The organism is Acetivibrio cellulolyticus CD2 (genome assembly GCF_000179595.2).
Taxonomy (GTDB): Bacteria; Bacillota; Clostridia; order Acetivibrionales; family Acetivibrionaceae; genus Acetivibrio; species Acetivibrio cellulolyticus.
Genome location: NZ_JH556651.1, coordinates 208203 through 225328 on the forward strand (window position 1 = coordinate 208203; position 17126 = coordinate 225328).

Annotated in this window: 23 protein-coding genes and 1 pseudogene; 21 read left to right on the forward strand and 3 right to left on the reverse strand. The window is 33.4% G+C overall.

Going from position 1 to position 17126, the window contains the following annotated elements:
- Positions 1-76: 76 nt before the first annotated feature.
- From ACECE_RS0201090 to ACECE_RS0201150, 13 genes and pseudogenes are all read left to right on the forward strand, one after another.
- On the forward strand, positions 77-568 hold the full coding sequence (locus ACECE_RS0201090) for a flavin reductase family protein (RefSeq protein WP_010243389.1): 492 nt from the start codon (positions 77-79) through the stop codon (positions 566-568).
- 71 nt (positions 569-639) lie between these two features.
- The gene (locus ACECE_RS26210; protein WP_010243391.1) at positions 640-1479 is read left to right on the forward strand and encodes an MBL fold metallo-hydrolase; all 840 of its coding nucleotides are present in this window, start codon (positions 640-642) and stop codon (positions 1477-1479) included.
- A gap of 65 nt (positions 1480-1544) precedes the next feature.
- Positions 1545-2939, forward strand: a complete 1395-nt coding sequence (gene scfB / locus ACECE_RS0201100) for a thioether cross-link-forming SCIFF peptide maturase (RefSeq protein WP_040427863.1) — start codon at positions 1545-1547, stop codon at positions 2937-2939.
- Between the two features lie 38 nt (positions 2940-2977).
- Positions 2978-4015: a [FeFe] hydrogenase H-cluster radical SAM maturase HydE gene (hydE, locus tag ACECE_RS0201105; RefSeq protein WP_010243395.1), complete on the forward strand. Its 1038-nt coding sequence runs from the start codon at positions 2978-2980 to the stop codon at positions 4013-4015.
- A 223-nt stretch (positions 4016-4238) separates the two neighbouring features.
- Positions 4239-4613 (forward strand): NifB/NifX family molybdenum-iron cluster-binding protein, encoded by a 375-nt coding sequence (locus ACECE_RS0201110; RefSeq protein WP_010243397.1) that lies wholly within the window; start codon positions 4239-4241, stop codon positions 4611-4613.
- A 150-nt stretch (positions 4614-4763) separates the two neighbouring features.
- Positions 4764-5150, forward strand: a complete 387-nt coding sequence (locus ACECE_RS0201115; RefSeq protein ID WP_010243399.1) for a NifB/NifX family molybdenum-iron cluster-binding protein — start codon at positions 4764-4766, stop codon at positions 5148-5150.
- Positions 5151-5562: 412 nt separating this feature from the next.
- On the forward strand, positions 5563-6045 hold the full coding sequence (def, locus tag ACECE_RS0201120) for a peptide deformylase (RefSeq protein WP_010243401.1): 483 nt from the start codon (positions 5563-5565) through the stop codon (positions 6043-6045).
- A 62-nt stretch (positions 6046-6107) separates the two neighbouring features.
- Positions 6108-6530: pseudogene (locus tag ACECE_RS31585) on the forward strand (radical SAM protein); the annotation flags it as partial.
- Positions 6531-7152: 622 nt separating this feature from the next.
- Complete coding sequence (locus tag ACECE_RS0201130) at positions 7153-7566, forward strand: transcriptional repressor (RefSeq protein WP_040427904.1); 414 nt, start codon at positions 7153-7155, stop codon at positions 7564-7566.
- A 219-nt stretch (positions 7567-7785) separates the two neighbouring features.
- Positions 7786-8148 carry a nucleoside recognition domain-containing protein gene (locus tag ACECE_RS0201135; RefSeq protein ID WP_026073650.1) on the forward strand — a complete coding sequence of 121 codons (363 nt, stop codon included), beginning with the start codon at positions 7786-7788 and terminating at the stop codon, positions 8146-8148.
- Positions 8145-8528 (forward strand): hypothetical protein, encoded by a 384-nt coding sequence (locus tag ACECE_RS0201140; RefSeq protein ID WP_026073651.1) that lies wholly within the window; start codon positions 8145-8147, stop codon positions 8526-8528. The genes ACECE_RS0201135 and ACECE_RS0201140 overlap by 4 nt, the downstream gene beginning before the upstream one ends.
- 60 nt (positions 8529-8588) lie before the next feature.
- On the forward strand, positions 8589-9950 hold the full coding sequence (locus ACECE_RS0201145; RefSeq protein ID WP_010243408.1) for an FAD-dependent oxidoreductase: 1362 nt from the start codon (positions 8589-8591) through the stop codon (positions 9948-9950).
- Positions 9951-10011: 61 nt separating this feature from the next.
- Positions 10012-10401: an iron-sulfur cluster scaffold-like protein gene (locus ACECE_RS0201150; protein ID WP_010243410.1), complete on the forward strand. Its 390-nt coding sequence runs from the start codon at positions 10012-10014 to the stop codon at positions 10399-10401.
- A gap of 132 nt (positions 10402-10533) precedes the next feature.
- Here the strand turns inward: ACECE_RS0201150 and ACECE_RS32485 are convergent, their stop codons facing one another.
- Positions 10534-10755, reverse strand: a complete 222-nt coding sequence (locus ACECE_RS32485; protein WP_456048987.1) for a thiamine pyrophosphate-dependent enzyme — start codon at positions 10753-10755, stop codon at positions 10534-10536.
- On the opposite strand from ACECE_RS32485, the gene ACECE_RS32490 reads away from it, so the two are divergent.
- The 6 genes from ACECE_RS32490 to ACECE_RS0201175 all read left to right on the forward strand — a co-directional run bounded on the left by ACECE_RS32490 (position 10700) and on the right by ACECE_RS0201175 (position 14575).
- Entirely contained in the window at positions 10700-10900 is a 201-nt protein-coding gene (locus ACECE_RS32490) for a hypothetical protein (protein ID WP_162862447.1), read from the forward strand. The genes ACECE_RS32485 and ACECE_RS32490 overlap by 56 nt on opposite strands.
- A gap of 265 nt (positions 10901-11165) precedes the next feature.
- Positions 11166-11513, forward strand: coding sequence for a YbbN family protein (locus ACECE_RS0201155; RefSeq protein ID WP_010243414.1), 348 nt, complete (start codon positions 11166-11168; stop codon positions 11511-11513).
- A 20-nt stretch (positions 11514-11533) separates the two neighbouring features.
- Complete coding sequence (locus ACECE_RS0201160) at positions 11534-11845, forward strand: NifB/NifX family molybdenum-iron cluster-binding protein (protein WP_010243416.1); 312 nt, start codon at positions 11534-11536, stop codon at positions 11843-11845.
- Between the two features lie 247 nt (positions 11846-12092).
- On the forward strand, positions 12093-12968 hold the full coding sequence (locus tag ACECE_RS0201165) for a metal ABC transporter solute-binding protein, Zn/Mn family (RefSeq protein ID WP_010243418.1): 876 nt from the start codon (positions 12093-12095) through the stop codon (positions 12966-12968).
- A 7-nt stretch (positions 12969-12975) separates the two neighbouring features.
- Complete coding sequence (locus ACECE_RS0201170) at positions 12976-13746, forward strand: metal ABC transporter ATP-binding protein (RefSeq protein WP_010243420.1); 771 nt, start codon at positions 12976-12978, stop codon at positions 13744-13746.
- Positions 13739-14575 (forward strand): metal ABC transporter permease, encoded by an 837-nt coding sequence (locus ACECE_RS0201175; RefSeq protein WP_010243422.1) that lies wholly within the window; start codon positions 13739-13741, stop codon positions 14573-14575. The genes ACECE_RS0201170 and ACECE_RS0201175 overlap by 8 nt, the downstream gene beginning before the upstream one ends.
- A 154-nt stretch (positions 14576-14729) precedes the next feature.
- Here the strand turns inward: ACECE_RS0201175 and ACECE_RS30855 are convergent, their stop codons facing one another.
- Positions 14730-14966: a hypothetical protein gene (locus ACECE_RS30855; RefSeq protein ID WP_010243424.1), complete on the reverse strand. Its 237-nt coding sequence runs from the start codon at positions 14964-14966 to the stop codon at positions 14730-14732.
- A 44-nt stretch (positions 14967-15010) separates the two neighbouring features.
- Here ACECE_RS30855 and ACECE_RS32230 point away from each other — a divergent pair, with 44 nt between their 5' ends.
- Positions 15011-15322: a permease gene (locus ACECE_RS32230; protein ID WP_010243426.1), complete on the forward strand. Its 312-nt coding sequence runs from the start codon at positions 15011-15013 to the stop codon at positions 15320-15322.
- Positions 15301-15522, forward strand: coding sequence for a transposase (locus ACECE_RS32235; protein WP_010243428.1), 222 nt, complete (start codon positions 15301-15303; stop codon positions 15520-15522). Before ACECE_RS32230 ends, ACECE_RS32235 begins: the two co-directional genes overlap by 22 nt.
- Here ACECE_RS32235 and ACECE_RS0201190 read toward each other — a convergent pair.
- On the reverse strand, positions 15511-17004 hold the full coding sequence (locus tag ACECE_RS0201190; RefSeq protein WP_010243430.1) for an MBL fold metallo-hydrolase: 1494 nt from the start codon (positions 17002-17004) through the stop codon (positions 15511-15513). The genes ACECE_RS32235 and ACECE_RS0201190 overlap by 12 nt on opposite strands.
- Positions 17005-17126 lie beyond the last annotated feature (122 nt).

Consider the following 17126-nt stretch of genomic DNA (forward strand, 5'->3'; position numbering starts at 1 on the left):
ATAACTGGTGCGTTGTAACAAAATGACCAGTTATTTTTGAAATTACCTAAATTAAAATTTTTGGGGGTAATGTTTAATGGATAAGAAACAGGCAAGTTTAAGGTCATGTCTTCAACCGGCAACTAAAGTTCTTGTATCTTGTAGGGGACTTGATGGAGAAAATAATGTGTTGGCAGTTGCTTATTGCTGTAATTGCAGTTATGATCCGCCTATGGTTATGGTGGGTATTGTTCCGTCAAGGTATTCTTATAAAATGATTAAAGAGTCAGGGTGTTTTGTTGTAAATTTAGTGGATAAAGAATACAAGGAAACGTTTGACTATTTGGGAAGTGTTAGCAAACGTGATGAAGACAAGCTTTCAAAGATGAAAGTTAATTTAAGTGATGGAGTAAAGGTTAATGCTCCAATTATAAAAGATTGTCCTGTCAATATTGAGTGTACGATTGTAGATTCTATAGTAACAGGTTCACATGAAATGTTTGTTGGAAAAGTTGAGTATGTTCATGCGAATTCAGAGTTAGTTGATAGCGAAGGGAAGATAAATTTTTCGGAGATAAGTTTTCTGTAAGGTTATTAAAAAAGACTTTGTAATTGCAAAGTCTTTTTAAAAGCACATAATAAAAAGCTAGGAGTAATGTGATGATAAAAATATGTTTATTATCTGAAAATTATTCAAGAAAAAGATATATGAAAGGTGAACATGGTCTGTCCTTATGGATACAAAAGGATGATAAAAACATTTTGTTTGATACAGGTCAATCGGATTTGTTTTCACAAAATGCCCAGCAGTTGGGCATAGATTTATCAGAGGCTGATATGCTTGTATTAAGTCATGGACACTATGATCATACTGGTGGAGTCCCGGAATTTTGCAGTGTTAATCAGAAAGCACCAATATATATAAATCAGAATGCTTTTCATAAGAGGTATAATGGCAAAAACGATTTAGGCAACAATATTGGTATACCTTGGGTTGAACAGAAAGACGGCAAGGGTGTTCCTTCTGAAAGACTTATAAGGAATAAAGATAAGGTAGATTTAAGTGAAGGAATATTTTTGTCAGGGCAAATACCAAGAAATGTATCTTTTGAAGAGGCACCAAAGAATTTTTATATGGATGATGGTAAGGGAAACCTTTTAATTGATATTATAATGGATGAGCAAATGTTGGTTATTAAAGGAAGTAAGGGGATGCATATTTTTTCAGGTTGCAGCCATGCTGGAATTGTAAACTGTGTAGAACATGTTAAAAGCTTATTTCCTAAGGACAAAATCATAAGTTTGACAGCCGGTATGCACCTTGAAACGGTATCAGAAACAAGATTGCAAAAAACTATGCAATATTTACTTGAGCTTGATATAGAGGCTATAATTCCATTGCATTGCACAGGTATGATGACCATTTGCAAGATGATGCAGTTTTTTAAAGGATGTTGCAAAAGAATGACGGTTGGGGATCAAATGATACTGGAAGAATAATGATTTAATTAGAATAAGAATTTAAATTCTAATTTAAATTAGAATTAGGTATGTGCTTTATTATTATGAAGCATTTAGATAGGAGAATTGGTGTGGTACATGTATTTTGTATGAATGGTATTAATATTGCCGTAGATGTGAACAGTGGAAGTATTAATGTTCTTGATGATATTTCGTATGAGCTTTTACGTAGTTTTGATGAGCCTTTTACATATCAACAAGCTGAGGAAAAGTTTAAAGGAAGCTTTGATAGTGAAAGTATAAGAGAAGCTTGCAAGGATATAAATGAATTAGTTGAAAAGGGTTTGCTTTTTACTCCTGAGTTTGATAAAGAAACTATTATTAATAGAGTTAATGATTATAATGGAATCAAAGCACTTTGTCTCCATGTTGCACATGATTGTAATCTTATGTGTGAATATTGTTTTGCCTCAAAGGGAAGCTATAAAGTGGCTAAAAGTCTTATGCCTGCTGAGGTTGCTTTCAAAGCTGTAGATTTTGTTGTAAATAATTCTGGTACTAGAAAAAATGTTGAAATAGATTTTTTTGGAGGGGAACCTCTTCTAAATTTTGATGTTATAAAACAAACAGTTGAGTATTCTAAAAAAGTTCAAGAACGTTCAGGTAAGAATATTTATTTTACTATTACAACAAATGGGACTCTTCTTGACGATGAAAAAATTAAGTATATAAACGAGAACATGAACAATGTGGTTATTAGTATTGATGGAAGAAAAGAAGTTCATGATGCTATAAGGTATGATGCAGGACATAAAGGTACGTATGATAAGATACTTAAAAATGCACTTAAGCTTGTAGAGGGTAGGAAGGGAAAAAGTTATTTTATTCGTGGAACCTTTACTTCAAGAAATTTAGATTTTTCAAAAGATGTATTCCACCTGGCAGATTTAGGTTTTGATGAAATATCTGTGGAACCTGTTGTAGGTGCAAGTGAAGATTTTCATATAAGAAGTGAACATATTGATCAAATAATAAAAGAATACGAAAATTTGGCACTTTTATACGTTGATAGAATAAAAAATGGTAAACCCTTTAGGTTTTATCATTTTAATATTAATTTATATAATGGCCCTTGCTTATACAAACGCATAACATCTTGTGGTGCAGGGACAGAATACTTTGCAGTTACGCCGGAAGGTGATTTTTATCCATGCCATCAGTTCGTTGGGGGAAAGGGATTTAAGATTGGCGATCTAGATAATGGCTTTAACAACGATGCTTTACGTAAGGAGTTTGAAAAAGTAAATGTGTTTACAAAGCCTGAATGTGATAAGTGTTGGGCAAAATTTTATTGTTCTGGTGGTTGTCCTGCGAATGCTTATTATTCAAATGGCGATATTACAAGGCCGGAAGAAAAGGCTTGTGAAATGCAGAGAAAGCGTATTGAATGTGCTATTATGATTGAAGTGGTTAAGGCACTTGAGAAGGAAAAGAATTAGGTGGGACTAAATTTGGATAAAGGGTTGATAAAAGCAATATGCAGGAATTGGATGTACTTATAGAAGTGCTGAAAAGTAAGCATGATATTGATAAAGAAAGTATAGTAAAACTTTTGACCTGCAAAGAATCAAAATCAATTTATGCTGCTGCTGATGAAGTGAGAAGCTGTGTTGTGGGCAAGGAGGTTCATTTAAGAGGTCTGATTGAGTTTAGTAGTTATTGCTGTAGAACTTGCTTTTATTGTGGACTTAGAAGTGCAAATTCTACACTAAAAAGATATAGGCTGGAGCCTAAGGAGATTTTGGAATGTGCAAGCAGAGCTGTTGCATATGGGTTAAAAACTATTGTATTGCAAAGTGGAGAGGACAAAAGTTATTCAATAAATGTGTTGTGTAAAATTGTTCAAGCAATTAAAGGTATGGATGTAGCAGTAACCTTAAGCATTGGGGAACTTAAAAGGAGTGAATACGCAGAACTGAAAAAAGCAGGAGCAGATAGATATCTTCTTCGTATTGAAACAAGCAACGAGAATTTATATAATGGCTTGCACCCGGGAATGAGTTATAAAAACAGAGTGCGGTGTCTTTATGATTTGAAGGAATTGGGATACGAAACCGGAACTGGTTGTCTTATAGGAATACCTGGACAGACAATAGATATGCTTGCCGAGGATCTTTTGTTTTTTAAAAAGTTAGATGCGGATATGATAGGTATGGGTCCTTTTATACCTTGTGATGGAACCCCTCTTGAAAAGAGTGAAGGTGGCAAGGTTGATCTGGTATACAGAATGATGTCACTGACAAGGCTTTTTTTGCCAGAGGTAAATATGCCTGTTACCACAGCACTTGGAGTGAAGGATTATAATGGCTACAAAAATGGTCTGATGTGTGGAGCAAACGTAATTATGCCTAATATGGGTATGAGTGAATATAAAAAGATGTATGCTATTTACCCTGGTAAAGGTGAAAGCATAAACAATATGGAAAATCAAATTGAAAATATAAAAAAGGTTGTTTTTGAGCTTGGTAGAAGTATTGGTGTGGATTATGGAAGCAGAAGAAAAACAACGAAATAAAGCTGTTTTTTTAAAAACTTTAAAAGTGGCAATTTACCAGTATTTTTTCAAATTATTATATAAAAATCGAATAAATTATTGACATATGCCCAAAATAATTGTACAATTATTTTGGGCATAAGCCTTTTAAGTCCCTTTGCGAATATTTAAGAGGCTGACATTATTGGGAGTGATTATTGGGTTAAATGTATTGTTTTGTAAATAAATAAAGGAGATGATAGTAATGAAAGTATGCATATCTTCAATTGGTAACACGCTAGATAGCAAAATGGATCCTAGATTTGGAAGAGCGTCGTATTTTGTTATTGCAGATACCGAAACGATGGATTATGAAATTATTGAAAATGCAGCTTCAATTTCAGGTGGAGGTGCAGGTATAACTTCAGGACAATTAATGGTAGATAAGGGCGTAAAGGCAATTGTGACAGGTAATGTTGGACCAAATGCTATGAGTGTATTAAAAGCTGCACGTATAGAAATATACAGGGGGCAAGATACAACGATTAAGGAAAATTTGGAAAACATAAAGAAAGAGGTACTTGTTAAGATAGATAACACTGTACCAGAACATTATGGTATGCAAGGAGGTACAAAATGAGAGCTAAAAAGTATTTAAGATTGATGTTGCTTGTAGTGTTTTCTTTTATTCCAAAATAAAGAATTTAAAGGTTTATAAAACCGCAATGGAACATTTGTATTTTGGAAGTACCTAAATTGATATTGATGTTAATTGGAGGAGATGCAAAAGATGCGTATTGCTATATCAACGGATGAAAGTTATGTTTCAGAACATTTTGGTAGATGTCCTGTATTTACAATTGTAGATATTGAAGACGGCAAGCTTGTAAATAGAAAATCTATTAATAATCCAGGACACGCACCGGGAGCTATACCGCAGTTTTTAAATAGTGAAGGTGTAAAAATGATTGTATGTGGTGGTATGGGTGCAAGAGCGATGGGTTTTTTTGAAGAGTTTGGTATTGATACTATGACAGGTATTAGTGGAAAAATTGATGATATTATTTTAAAATTGCAAAACGGTACCTTAGAAGGTGGGAAAAGTCTTTGTACACCGGGTGCAGGAAGAGGATATGGTATTGATAAGACAGTGTGCGATCATCCGCATGAAGACTAAATAGGGTTTGTTAAGGTTATAAAGGCCTAGTATATATTGACGCTGTAAACTGCAGTTAGCTAGTTGTTTTGCTAAATCACGGTATACTATTTTTCTCAAAAAGTGTCTTATAGCGTAAGCGTTATAAGACACTTTTTGAGAAGATATAGTTCATCTGTTTATCGCAGCGGAGCTTGCTGCTATGATTGCAGCTTCCGCTGCGATATGTGATATTTAAAAGACAATTGGTTAATTGCTGTTTTTTCGGCGTAAAAATTTTTTATAAGGTGATTCTTAAAAAACTTTGCAATTGCAATTTCTATAAATATGATTTTATGGGAACTTAACCGTAAATACTGAACAAGTTATTTTTAGAAATGAGCTAAAGGTAAGTGCAAAGTTTTCTGGAATCATTTAAATAGGAGAGATTTTTATGGCGTTGAGACAGATTAGAAATTATATTGATGATGATGTTTTGAGGAAAAAATCAAAAGTTGTAGAAAAAATAGATGAGAAAATATTGAATTTATTGGATGATATGGCTGAAACAATGTATCAATCAAATGGAGTAGGCTTAGCTGCACCACAGGTAGGAATACTAAAGAGAGTTGTTGTTATAGATGTAGGAGAGGGTCTCATTAAGTTAATAAATCCTCAAATTATTTCTATGGAAGGTGAGCAGCAAGACATAGAAGGTTGTCTCAGTGTTCCGGATATTATAGGTGAAGTTAAGCGTGCTAATAAGGTTAAGGTCAAGGCAATTGATGAAAAGGGTAATAGTATTGAGCTTGATGGAACGGGTCTTTTAGCACGTGCTTTTTGTCATGAAATTGACCATCTTGATGGTATTCTTTTCATAGACAAAATTGTTAATGGTACTAAGAAGTATATTAATAATCATGAAGACAAGAAATAAGGTAACATTAAAAAAACTTTGCAATTGCGATTTCAAAAAAATGATTTGGTTAGCTTTGTGACGTGAATTGTATAGCTTTTTTAAAAGAGCTTTATCTTCGGGAAGATATATTCAAAGAAGCGGAGATAAAAATCAATATACTGAAAGAGAAAAAGGAAAATGTTGATTTTATCACTTATGTTTGTGATGGAGAATCCACATTAGACAAAAATCTTGGTGTTGAGATAGAAATACTAAAATCCTTTGGAATAAAAATTGCTGTTATAACTAATGCGTCTTTGCTTTGGAGGGATGATGTAAAGCAAGATTTATTAAAAGCAGATTTGATATCGGTAAAGTTAGATTCTGTAACAGATAGTGTCTGGAAAAAGATTGACCGACCAAATGGCAAATTGGAACTAAATAAAGTTTTAGAGGGAATAAAGGATTTTGCAAAGGTTTATAAAAATGAATTACTAACAGAAACTATGCTTGTAAAAGATTTGAATGACAATAAGGAAAATATATCTGCAATTGCGGATTTTATTAAAGATATAAATCCACTTAAGGCTTATGTGTTCAGGATGAGTTGCAGGTTTTGTATACGTCCGGTACTGTGTTCCATGCATATCTGGGGGAGAAATTGTCTGACTGGAAAGCGGCAACTATGCTTATTCGCAGGATTGCGGAAATTTCTAGGATCCCTTAACTTGATCCTGATGAGGACAAGTTCTATGCCGAAGGTGCCGAAGAAGTAGAGGAAGAAATTGAGAAAATAAGAAAATAACTAAAACAGTGAATTTAAGAAATAAGGTACTTTACATTTTGATTTCGTAGAGTGCCTTGTTTGTTTTTATGGAAATAGGAAGTTTTTTGGTTATCTTATAGTTCGTAGTGTTTATTAAATTTTTTAATAGTTTTATTATAAAATGCTAATTAATAATTGACTTATGCCCAAAATAAGAATAGAATTTATTGTGGGCATAAGCTTATAATGAAAGTGCTTTAATAAGAGGATATAACTTTACTAATCTTGACATTATTTATGCAGGTGTAAAAAGTTAAGGAATTTTGAAGTTGAATTTTATGTGAAGGGAATGATTAGAATTGCTTGACCAAATTTATAATATGCTGAAGCAATATGATTTAAGGATGACTCCTCAACGCAAAGCAATTCTTGAAATTCTATACAATTGTAGAGGACATCATCTTGAAATTGAAAATATTTATCAGCTTCTTTCTGTTGACTTGGATAAGAAACATAAAGTAGGTCTTGCAACTGTTTACCGAACGATGGATACGCTTGAAAAAGTAGGTTTGGTTTCAAAGCTATCAATGGAAGATTCACCTTCAAGGTATGAGTTGGCATTTCCGGAGGAAACAAACCATCATCATTTGATTTGTTTAAAGTGTGGCAGGGTACAGGAACTTGATGATGTCTTAACAGAAGAATTTAAGAAAATTGTTTTAGAAAGCAAAAATTTTATGATGACTGAAAGACCGATTAAGATATTTGGCTATTGTAGTGAATGCAGAAACTAGATTTATTTTTTATTCTATAGATGATAATTACTATCGTTTGCAATATGAGAGGACCGATTACAGCGCTTGTTGTATTATTTCTTGTATTTAGGTTTATAATTGCGGTTGGTGAATTTATAGTTTCTTTTACAACAAAAGTGTTTGATGCTTTATATACACCGTTTATAATGAAAATTAGCGGTTTGCTTGGAGGGAATGGATTCCTTCATTCTATTCTTATTGGAGAAATATCTACTGGAATTGATTTTGAAGGGGCTATGGGGGGTATTGACAACAGAAGTATTTGTCATATTTGCAATTGTTTTGCCATGTATAATTCTTTTTTATATGGTTTTTGGGCTACTGGAAGACTATGGATATATTCCTAGAATAGCAGTAATACTTGACAGGATACTTCATAGAGTTGGACTTCATGGATATTCGGTTATTCCAATGTTGCTTGCTTGTGGATGTAATGTTCCGGGAATACTGGCGGTAAGAAATCTGGAGGTGATACCTTATGTTCTTGGAGGTATATTATTTATAAATATACTCCATGCAACAGGAATAATTAAATTAGTTGGAAAATTATTGCACCCTTGATAAAAGGAGTATTCGGACTCCCAGAAGAGACTGTATCTGCATTAATTATTGGTACGGTAAGAAAGGATGCTGCTGTTGCATTGCTTGGACCGTTAGGCTTGAATGATTATCAAATGGTTGTTGCAGTAATAATATTGACTTTATATTTCCTGTGTGTTGCTACGTTTACTGTTTTATTAAAGGAACTTGGTATAAAAGATACAGTAAAGGCCGTTGGTATTATGTTTAGTGCTACTCTAATTGCCGGAGGTGCATTGAATTTTTTGGGAAGTGTTTTTATGCCAATAAGTTTGATATTTATTGAGCTTGCACTTATTTTGTTTTGTGCTTTGCTTATTTCTGGTATACCAAAAGTAATGAATAAGTATAATAAAAAGTAATGACAATACCTTTATGGTTTATTATTAATGCAAATAAATAACTATAGAAAGGTGGTTGCTATGAAAAATTATGATGTAGTTGTTATTGGTGGGAGTGCAGCTGGTGTAACTGCTGCTGTGACAGTAAGGAGGCAATGTCCAGAAAAAACTATTCTTTTGATAAGGAAAGAAAAGCATGTGCCTATACCTTGTGGAATACCCTATGTTTTCGGAACTGTAGGAGATCCACAAAAGAATCTTATTCCGGTTGACAATATGCTCCAGAATAGTAAGGTAGATAGTATTGTTGGTGAAGTTTTGGATATTCAAAGAGAAGCAAAGGTCATAGATACTGCAGAAGGTGAAAAAATTGGGTATGACAAACTGATAATTGCAACGGGTTCAATTCCTCTAATTCCGCCATTGCCTGGAGCGGATAAAGGAAATGTTTTTGCTATAAAAAAGGATGTTGCTTATTTGCAAGGAATACTTGATAAGCTCGGAGAAGCAAAGGATTTATGCATTGTTGGCTGTGGCTTTATAGGTGTTGAAATTGCTGAAGAATGCAGAAAAAAACGTCAGGATATAAATATAAGCATTGTTGAAATGCAGAGGCATTGTCTCCAGCTTGTTTATGATGTTGAGTTCTGTGAATTGGCTGAAAAGGTTTTAAAAGAGCAAAATATAAATCTTATGTTGGATGAAAAGGTGAAGTCACTTGAGGGAAAAGATAAGGTTGAAAGTATAAAGTTAGAAAGCGGACAAGAAATAAAAGCGAATATGGTTATTATGGGCATAGGTGCTTTTGCAAATATTGAGCTTGCAAAAAAAATTGGTCTTGAAATTGGTCCTATGAAGGGAATTCAGGTTAATCGTTATATGCAGACAAGCGATAAGAATATATTTGCATGTGGTGATTGTGCTGAAAAGATTTCATTCTTTGACGGAAAACCATCAGGCTTAAAACTGGCTTCAATTGCTACAATGGAGGCTCGTATTGCAGGTGCAAATCTATTTTCTATAAGACGTGTCAACATGGGAGTTATTGGCGTTTATTCTACTGCATTGCAGAATAATGCGTTTGCGTCAGCAGGGCTTACAGAATCCCAGGCGTTAGAAAAAGGATATAATATTATTGCTGGTACAGCAGAGGCAATAAACCGTCATCTGGGATCTATGCCGGGAGGTGCTAATTTAAAAGTAAAACTTGTCTTTGAGGCAGGCAGCAGAATTATTCTTGGTGGACAGGTTTCTGGAGCTTTGAGTGGAGGAGAACTTATAAATACAATAAGTGCGTTTATAAATCAAAGAATGACTGCTGACGATATTGCCACCTTCCAGACAGGTACTCATCCAGCTCTAACAGCTTCACCGATAGCCTATCAACTTGTCAATGCTGCCGAAAATGCAGTTCAACAAATGATTTCAGGGCATACTTGCTGATGGAATTAAGGGAATTAATGTGCAGGTAACAAATAAAAAATGAAAGCAGGAAGTGGTTTTAGTGTGTAGGGATGAGTATTCGGATATAGTTTTGGAGCATTTTATGTGTCCAAGAAATGTTGGAAGTATGAATGATGCTGATGGAGAAGGTACTTGTGGAGATCCGGGATGCGGAGATTCTTTGACAATATATATCAAGGTGAAGAATTCTGTAATAGATGAAATAAGCTTTCTTGTATTTGGTTGTGCAGCTGCAATTGCTACAAGCAGTATGGCTACTGAGCTTGCTAAAGGCAAGACACTTGAAGAGGCATTAAAAATTACTGATGAAGATGTAATTGAAGCATTGGGAGGCCTACCGGAACATAAGAAGCATTGTTCAAACCTTGGTGTAGAGACATTAAAAAAAGCGATTGAGGATTACTATAAGAAGAAAGTTCACAAAGAGTAGACTATAGATATTTTATAGTAAAAGTATAGGTATAAATAAGATATATTTTTATGAATTAACAAAGCAGTTTATAAACTGCTTTGTTAATTCAAATAGCATTAAATGTATAAAATTAGCTGTGCTTTAAGGCAATTAGACCTCAATAATTCCAAAGGGTTCAAGCATATTAATAAAGGCTTTAGACTTATCTGTGTGCCCCATTGTTCCCATACCTCCTGAGGAGATGAAAGTTGATGGTGATTGTACTCTGTAATAATTTGCAGCACAAATCTGATTTTGTCCTACTTCAGTTGTTATAATGGCGTTGTTGCCTGCAATTTCAGATAGTTTTGACAGAAGAAAAGGTGGATTAATAGTATCTGAATTTACTGAAAAGCTTAAGTCTTGCGTATGTTTTTCTTTTAAACTTTTTAGTTTTTCAACCCAATTAAATATATCAGCTGATTCTAGATCAAGTGCTTTTATGATGGCTTGTGAGCCCGCTAGCTTAATTCTTTAGTACCCCCCTTGAAAATTTAAACATTTACATATACTAAAGCTTATAGTTTGAAATATTTAAAATTCATATATAATAATATACTATACCTTGCAAGGGTATATAAGTTAATAATATTTTGAGCAAATGTCATAAATAATATTGGTTTTAAATTAAGTGCTATTGACAAATATATGGTTTTAAATGTGTTTGCTGATAATAATTTTATATTGACGAAACTTAAATTGATAAATATAATGGGCATATGTATAAATAAGGAGGGGTTTTTGTGTTTGATATTAGTGTTGAGCAAATAACAGATGCTTTGGAAGTAGAGAGGTTGATTGAAAATTCGAATAAGCTTGTAATATGTGCAGGAAGATGGGATCCAATGTGTATACCGGTTTATAGGGCTATGGAGCAAATCATAAAAGATGGTCAGTTTCAAGATACTTTACTGAGAGTGATTGAGTTTGACAGTGAAGCTGCAAGCAAAATACGTGGTTTAGAAGAATGTAAGCACTTTAGAGGATTGCCGTTTACAGTTTATTTTCTAAATGGTAAGGTGGTATGTGCAACCGCTAGTATTCAGTCTAGACAGCAGATTGAGGAAAATATTAAAAAATATTTGTACTAAGGTGCACTTAAGGGGATACTATGAGGACTAGAATTGCTATACCTGTAAAAAATGATAAATTAGTAGAAGAGTTGTTATATTGCGAAAGTATGCTTATATATTTGGTTGATGATGGTAATATTATAAGTAAGGAGATCAGGTTATTGCAAGTAAGAAATATAGATATGTTAATTGATGCTTTGAAGGGATTTGGAATTAACCTATTAGTAGCTAATCATATATGTGAAGATGTTAGAATTAAATTAAACAATAAACAAATAGGTGTAATTTGCAAAAGTAACAATAATCCTGATGAAATAGTTGGAGAATACATAAAGTATATTAAATATTAAAATAAAACGTGATACAATTGCACAATATTGCACAATTGACATATGTTTGCAAGGATGATAACATAAATTACATTGGGCAATAGCTCATAATATTTAAGCCATGAATATTCTTTATTAAGTTTTTAAGGTTGCTATTAATTTGGAAAGTTGGGACTTTAAAGAACTTGATAAAGAATTTGTGCTTTTTGAAATAAACAGATTTGAGACTTGCTTAAAACAGATTAGATACTAAAGAGAGGAATAAAAAATGAAAAAAATTGTATGTGCAGTTTTGCTATTAGTATGTATTGCACTTTCAGGATGCAGAGGGCAAAATACAATGCAAGCTGACTCCTCTAAAATACAAGTCGCAGTTTCTATAGTTCCACAGGTCGAATTTGTAAAGGCTGTTGGGGGAGAATTTGTTGAGGTTGTGGCAATGGTTCCTCCAGGTAAAAGTACCGAAAATTATGCACCAACGCCTCAGGAAATTGAGAAGTTCAGTAATTCGGCTTTATATTTTTCTATTGGTGTTCCAACGGAAATTTCAAATATTCTACCAAAAGATGGAGCGTTAAATAAAGATTTAAAAATAGTAAAATTAAATGATGAGGTAAAAAAAGTTTTTCCGGAAAGGGAGTTTTCTCCAGGTAGTAGAGATCCTCATATATGGCTGTCTCCTAAAAGAGTAAAGGTTATGGTGAAAATTATATCGGAGGAGCTTTCAAAAATTGATTCAAAGAATAAAGCCTTTTATGAAAAAAATGCCTTAGAATACAGTAATAAACTTGATGAACTGGATAAACAGACAAAAGAGTCGCTTTCCAACTTAAAGAATAAGAATTTTATAATATATCATCCGGCTTTGGGTTACTTCGCTGATGACTACGGATTAACTATGCTTTCGCTTGAAGAAGAAGGCAAGAGTGCCACTGCAAAGGATTTTGAGCAAAAAATAAGTGAAGCAAAAAAGCAGGGAATCAAGGTGATATTTTATCAGGCCGAAATGGATAGCAAGCAAGCTAAGGTTTTTGCAGAAGAATTAAAGGGTAGTGCAGAACAGATATTCCCTCTTGCTCCCGATTACATTGAGAATTTGAAAAAGACTGTTAATATTTTTGTTAGAGTTCTTAATAAACAATGAGGTGTCTATGAATACTATAGTTCAAATTAAAGATTTGAGTGTGTTTTATGAAGACACATGTGCCTTGGAAAATATAAACCTTAACATTAATGGAGGAGATTTTCTTGGCATTATTGGACCAAACGGAGGCGGTAAAACTACGCTTCTAAAGTCTATATTAGGTTTTATTGCTCCATCAGAAGGTTCAATTAGTATACAGGGTAATAGTAATTTTCATTCAAAAATTAAGGTGGGATATGTTCCGCAGCATACGGTTTTTGATCGTAATTTCCCTATAAAGGTGCTTGATGTAATATTAATGGGTTTGTTAAATGATAAAAACTTATTTTTAAGAAGATTTTCAAATAAAGAAAAAGAAGCTGCTTTATGTGTGATGGAACAGGTAGGTATCAGTGAATTAAAGAATAGACAGATAGGGCAGCTTTCAGGTGGGCAGCTGCAAAAGGTATTATTATCTCGTACACTGTTGCAAAAACCAGATTTGATACTTATGGATGAGCCGACTGCAAGTATGGATACTGGATCGAGAGCAAGAATATATGAAATTATAAAAGCTTTAAATAAAGAAATGACTATTGTTGTTGTAACTCATGATACAAGTTTCATTTCGTCTTATGTTAAAACTATAGCGTGTCTGAACAAAAAGCTGTTTTATCACGGCAATCCGGTTTTAGATGAGTCTGTTGTCGAACAGGTTTTTGGATGTCCAGTAGATATTCTAGCACATGGGATTCCACACAGAGTGTTGAAAGAACATGGAGATGAGCAAAATGTTTAGTTCAATTTTGGAATACGGTTTTATTCAAAATGCATTTATAGCGTCAATCCTTTCAAGTATTGCATGTGGGATTATTGGAACAATAATCATAGAAAAGAAGCTCGTTATGATGAGCGGCGGTATAGCTCACACTGCATTTGGCGGTGTTGGAATGGGATATTTCCTAAAAATAGAACCTATTATAGGGGCGTTGATTTTCTCGCTTTTATCTTCATTGGGTATTGCAAAACTTCATAGAAAATCAAATACGCAAACAGATATTCTTATGGGATTATTCTGGTCAGTTGGCATGGCGGCAGGGATTCTTTTTATTGCCTTTACCCCTGGTTATCCACCAGATATGTCATCCTACCTTTTTGGGGATATTTTAACTGTCACAAGATTTGATTTATTATTGATGCTTATATTAGATAGTATTATTATTTTATTGACTGTGTTTTTATTCAATGCACTAGTGGCGTATATGTTTGATGAGGAATTCCTTAAGGCAAATGGCATTAAAATTTGGTATTTTGATTATTTAGTTTTTGCCATGATTGCTGTAACAGTAGTTCTTCTTATACGTGAAGTAGGGATTATTCTTATACTTGCTTTGCTTACCGCTCCGGCTGCAATTGCAAAGCTTTTTACAAAAGATTTAAAGACCATAATGTTTTTGTCGTGTATACTAGGAATGTTTTTTAGCATTGCAGGTTTGTGGATATCTTATGAAATAAGAATCGCTTCTGGTGCTGCTATTATAATGGTATGTGGGATATCTTATTTAATTGCCACAATGGTACTAAAAAAACTAAAAGTAAAAGTAAAAGTTAAAGAGAATAAGGCTTAATAATTTTGAGGGTATAGGAATTTATAGAAACACTAGTTTTTGTAAATCCTTATATTGGGTGGATTACCTTAATCGAATGAAATAAAGCGAAGGATTTAATTTTGATACTGCAGTAAATCCTTCGCTTATAAATGGCATAAAATAAGATGATTTTCTACTTCTCCAATGCATCAACAAGTTTTTGCAAAGGTTCTTTTATTGAACCGAATCCAACAGTTTTTGTGGTTGCGTACTCTTTTATTAACATGTTTGAATCAGGCAGTTTGTCACTAATGGTTTTTTCTATATCTTTTTTTTTAACTTCCAAATCCAGCAATTCTTTAAAGGTTGTGTTTCCATGTATTGTTTTTTCTGAGTTATCAATTTTTTTGTGTAATAGTTTTTCCTTCAATTGGGCAGAAATCTCTAAATATAACTTGGGATAACACTCTAGAGATGCTGTCAGTAATTCCACCGATTTTTATATTATTGGGTCTTTTGGATGTATGGGTACAAAGAGAAACAATGATTAGGCTTATGGGTGAGAAGTCAGGGATAATAGGAGTTACAATTGCATTTCTTCTTGGGTCAGCTATAGCTGGGCTATTATATGCTGTTTTTCCGGTTGCTGGCGTGCTTCTAAAGAAAGGAAGCAAATTTTCTAATGTGCTTATTTTTATCGGAGCTTGGTCAACAAAAAAATACCTTTACTATTGTTTGAGGCTTCGGCAATTGGTTGGAAGTTTATGCTTACAAGGTTTCTTGTAGATATTCCTGGCATTGCTATAATAGCTTATTTAACTGAAAAACTTATGAACAAATCTGAAAAAGAATTGGTTTATCAAAATGTAAGTAAATATTCTGGCGTTGCCCCAATTACTTATAGTTCAGGTCAAAAGGTCAAACAATTGGAAAATCGTCAGGGCAATAGAACCCTTTACGGTATTTTCCACCTTTTAGCCATATAATACTTGAGAGGAATTCACAAGTCTTCTACCTATCAGCTCAGAAATAGGTCCATGACCGCCACAAATGATGCACGGTTTTTTATTCCTTTTTTCGATATTTTCAATAAGACTAAAAATCTGATTTCTTATCTCTGTAGCTTTCCGGGAGTCAACATTGACACTTCCCATAAGGTATGGTGCAAGAGAATTGAACTCTGCTCTTTCAGGGGAAAATCCATTAATATTAACAAGATTATCTCCGGTGATTACAATACCGTATTTTCTACATACAAAAATCATCTCACCATAAAGATGACCTCCACTGCCCTCAAATGCTTCAAAGACAAGGTTATCAATTTTGAAATCCCCTATATGTAAAAGTTCATCATGCACTTCAGGTGTATTGCTGTCTATAATTTCGAATCTATTGGTATTGGGTGGTGTATATCCTGAAATGATTCGGCTCAACTTACTATATCCTAAATGCAAATCATTATTTTCTCGGTAATCTGGAATACCTATATTCTGCCTATACAAACTGTCAGCACTCTTTTTATTGAGACAGATTTTTACGTCTTCGAGTTTCGACAGAAGACCACAATGATCAACGTCAGCGTGTGTGATATATATTTTTTTGCTTCGTTTATTCCAATCTTGAAATAGTTGATTGAAAATATTGAACATTTCATCTGCATAAATAGCATAACCTGTATCAACTAGCACAAGCTCATCCGTTGTGACAAAAATATACGTATTGCTACCACATGGCGGTTGAATACTGTACAAAGTGATGGAATCATTAATTTTAACTTTTTCAATATCCGCTTTGAAATCACTGCCCTTATGTTTACTTATAAAATATGCAAACCTGCGAATATAACCAAATACTTTATCCGGATTCTCACCCTTGCCTTGAAGCATCTGTAAAACCCTATTAGACTCTGAAATAAACTCCATTGTTTTTTCTATAGTTAGGTCCAAGAGCTTCTGCATCTCATTTGCAAGTCGAATATAAAAAATTGTATTATCCAAGTTTTTTTCTGAATCGTTATAATCAAGAATATCAATCTGATAAAGCTCACTAATATCATCAAGAAGCAATTTAATTATCTTTGGATTCTCAATTAACAGTCCCATTTTAAAATTTTGATACAAAGTGCTATTAGTACTTGAGTTTATATATGAGATATTTATATCATATCTATCAAGGATTTTAAGTACCGGCAACACCGCCCCAGTTGTATCAGGGATTTTAATCTCAACAACAATAACATTAATTTCTGAAATTTTATTGTTGATGTAGCCAACGCTTTCTAATTCTTTCCCTATTTCATCAAGGTTTTCATCTGATGCTTCTACATCAATAAAAAGTGTGTGAAGATCAACTGCCTTATTATAGCTAACACGAACAATATTTCCACTATTTTTTGCAATGATTTTTGATGCAAGCAGAAATGCACCAGTTTTATCCGGCATGCTAGTAACATAAGATTTTCTCGTCATACTACACCTCAATTTTATGACCAATTACAGTTACTAGTAATCGTAATTGGTTATATATAATAAATTCTTAATAAAAATGAAACAATTGCATAATAGCTTATTAGTTCAATAGTATATTTTAA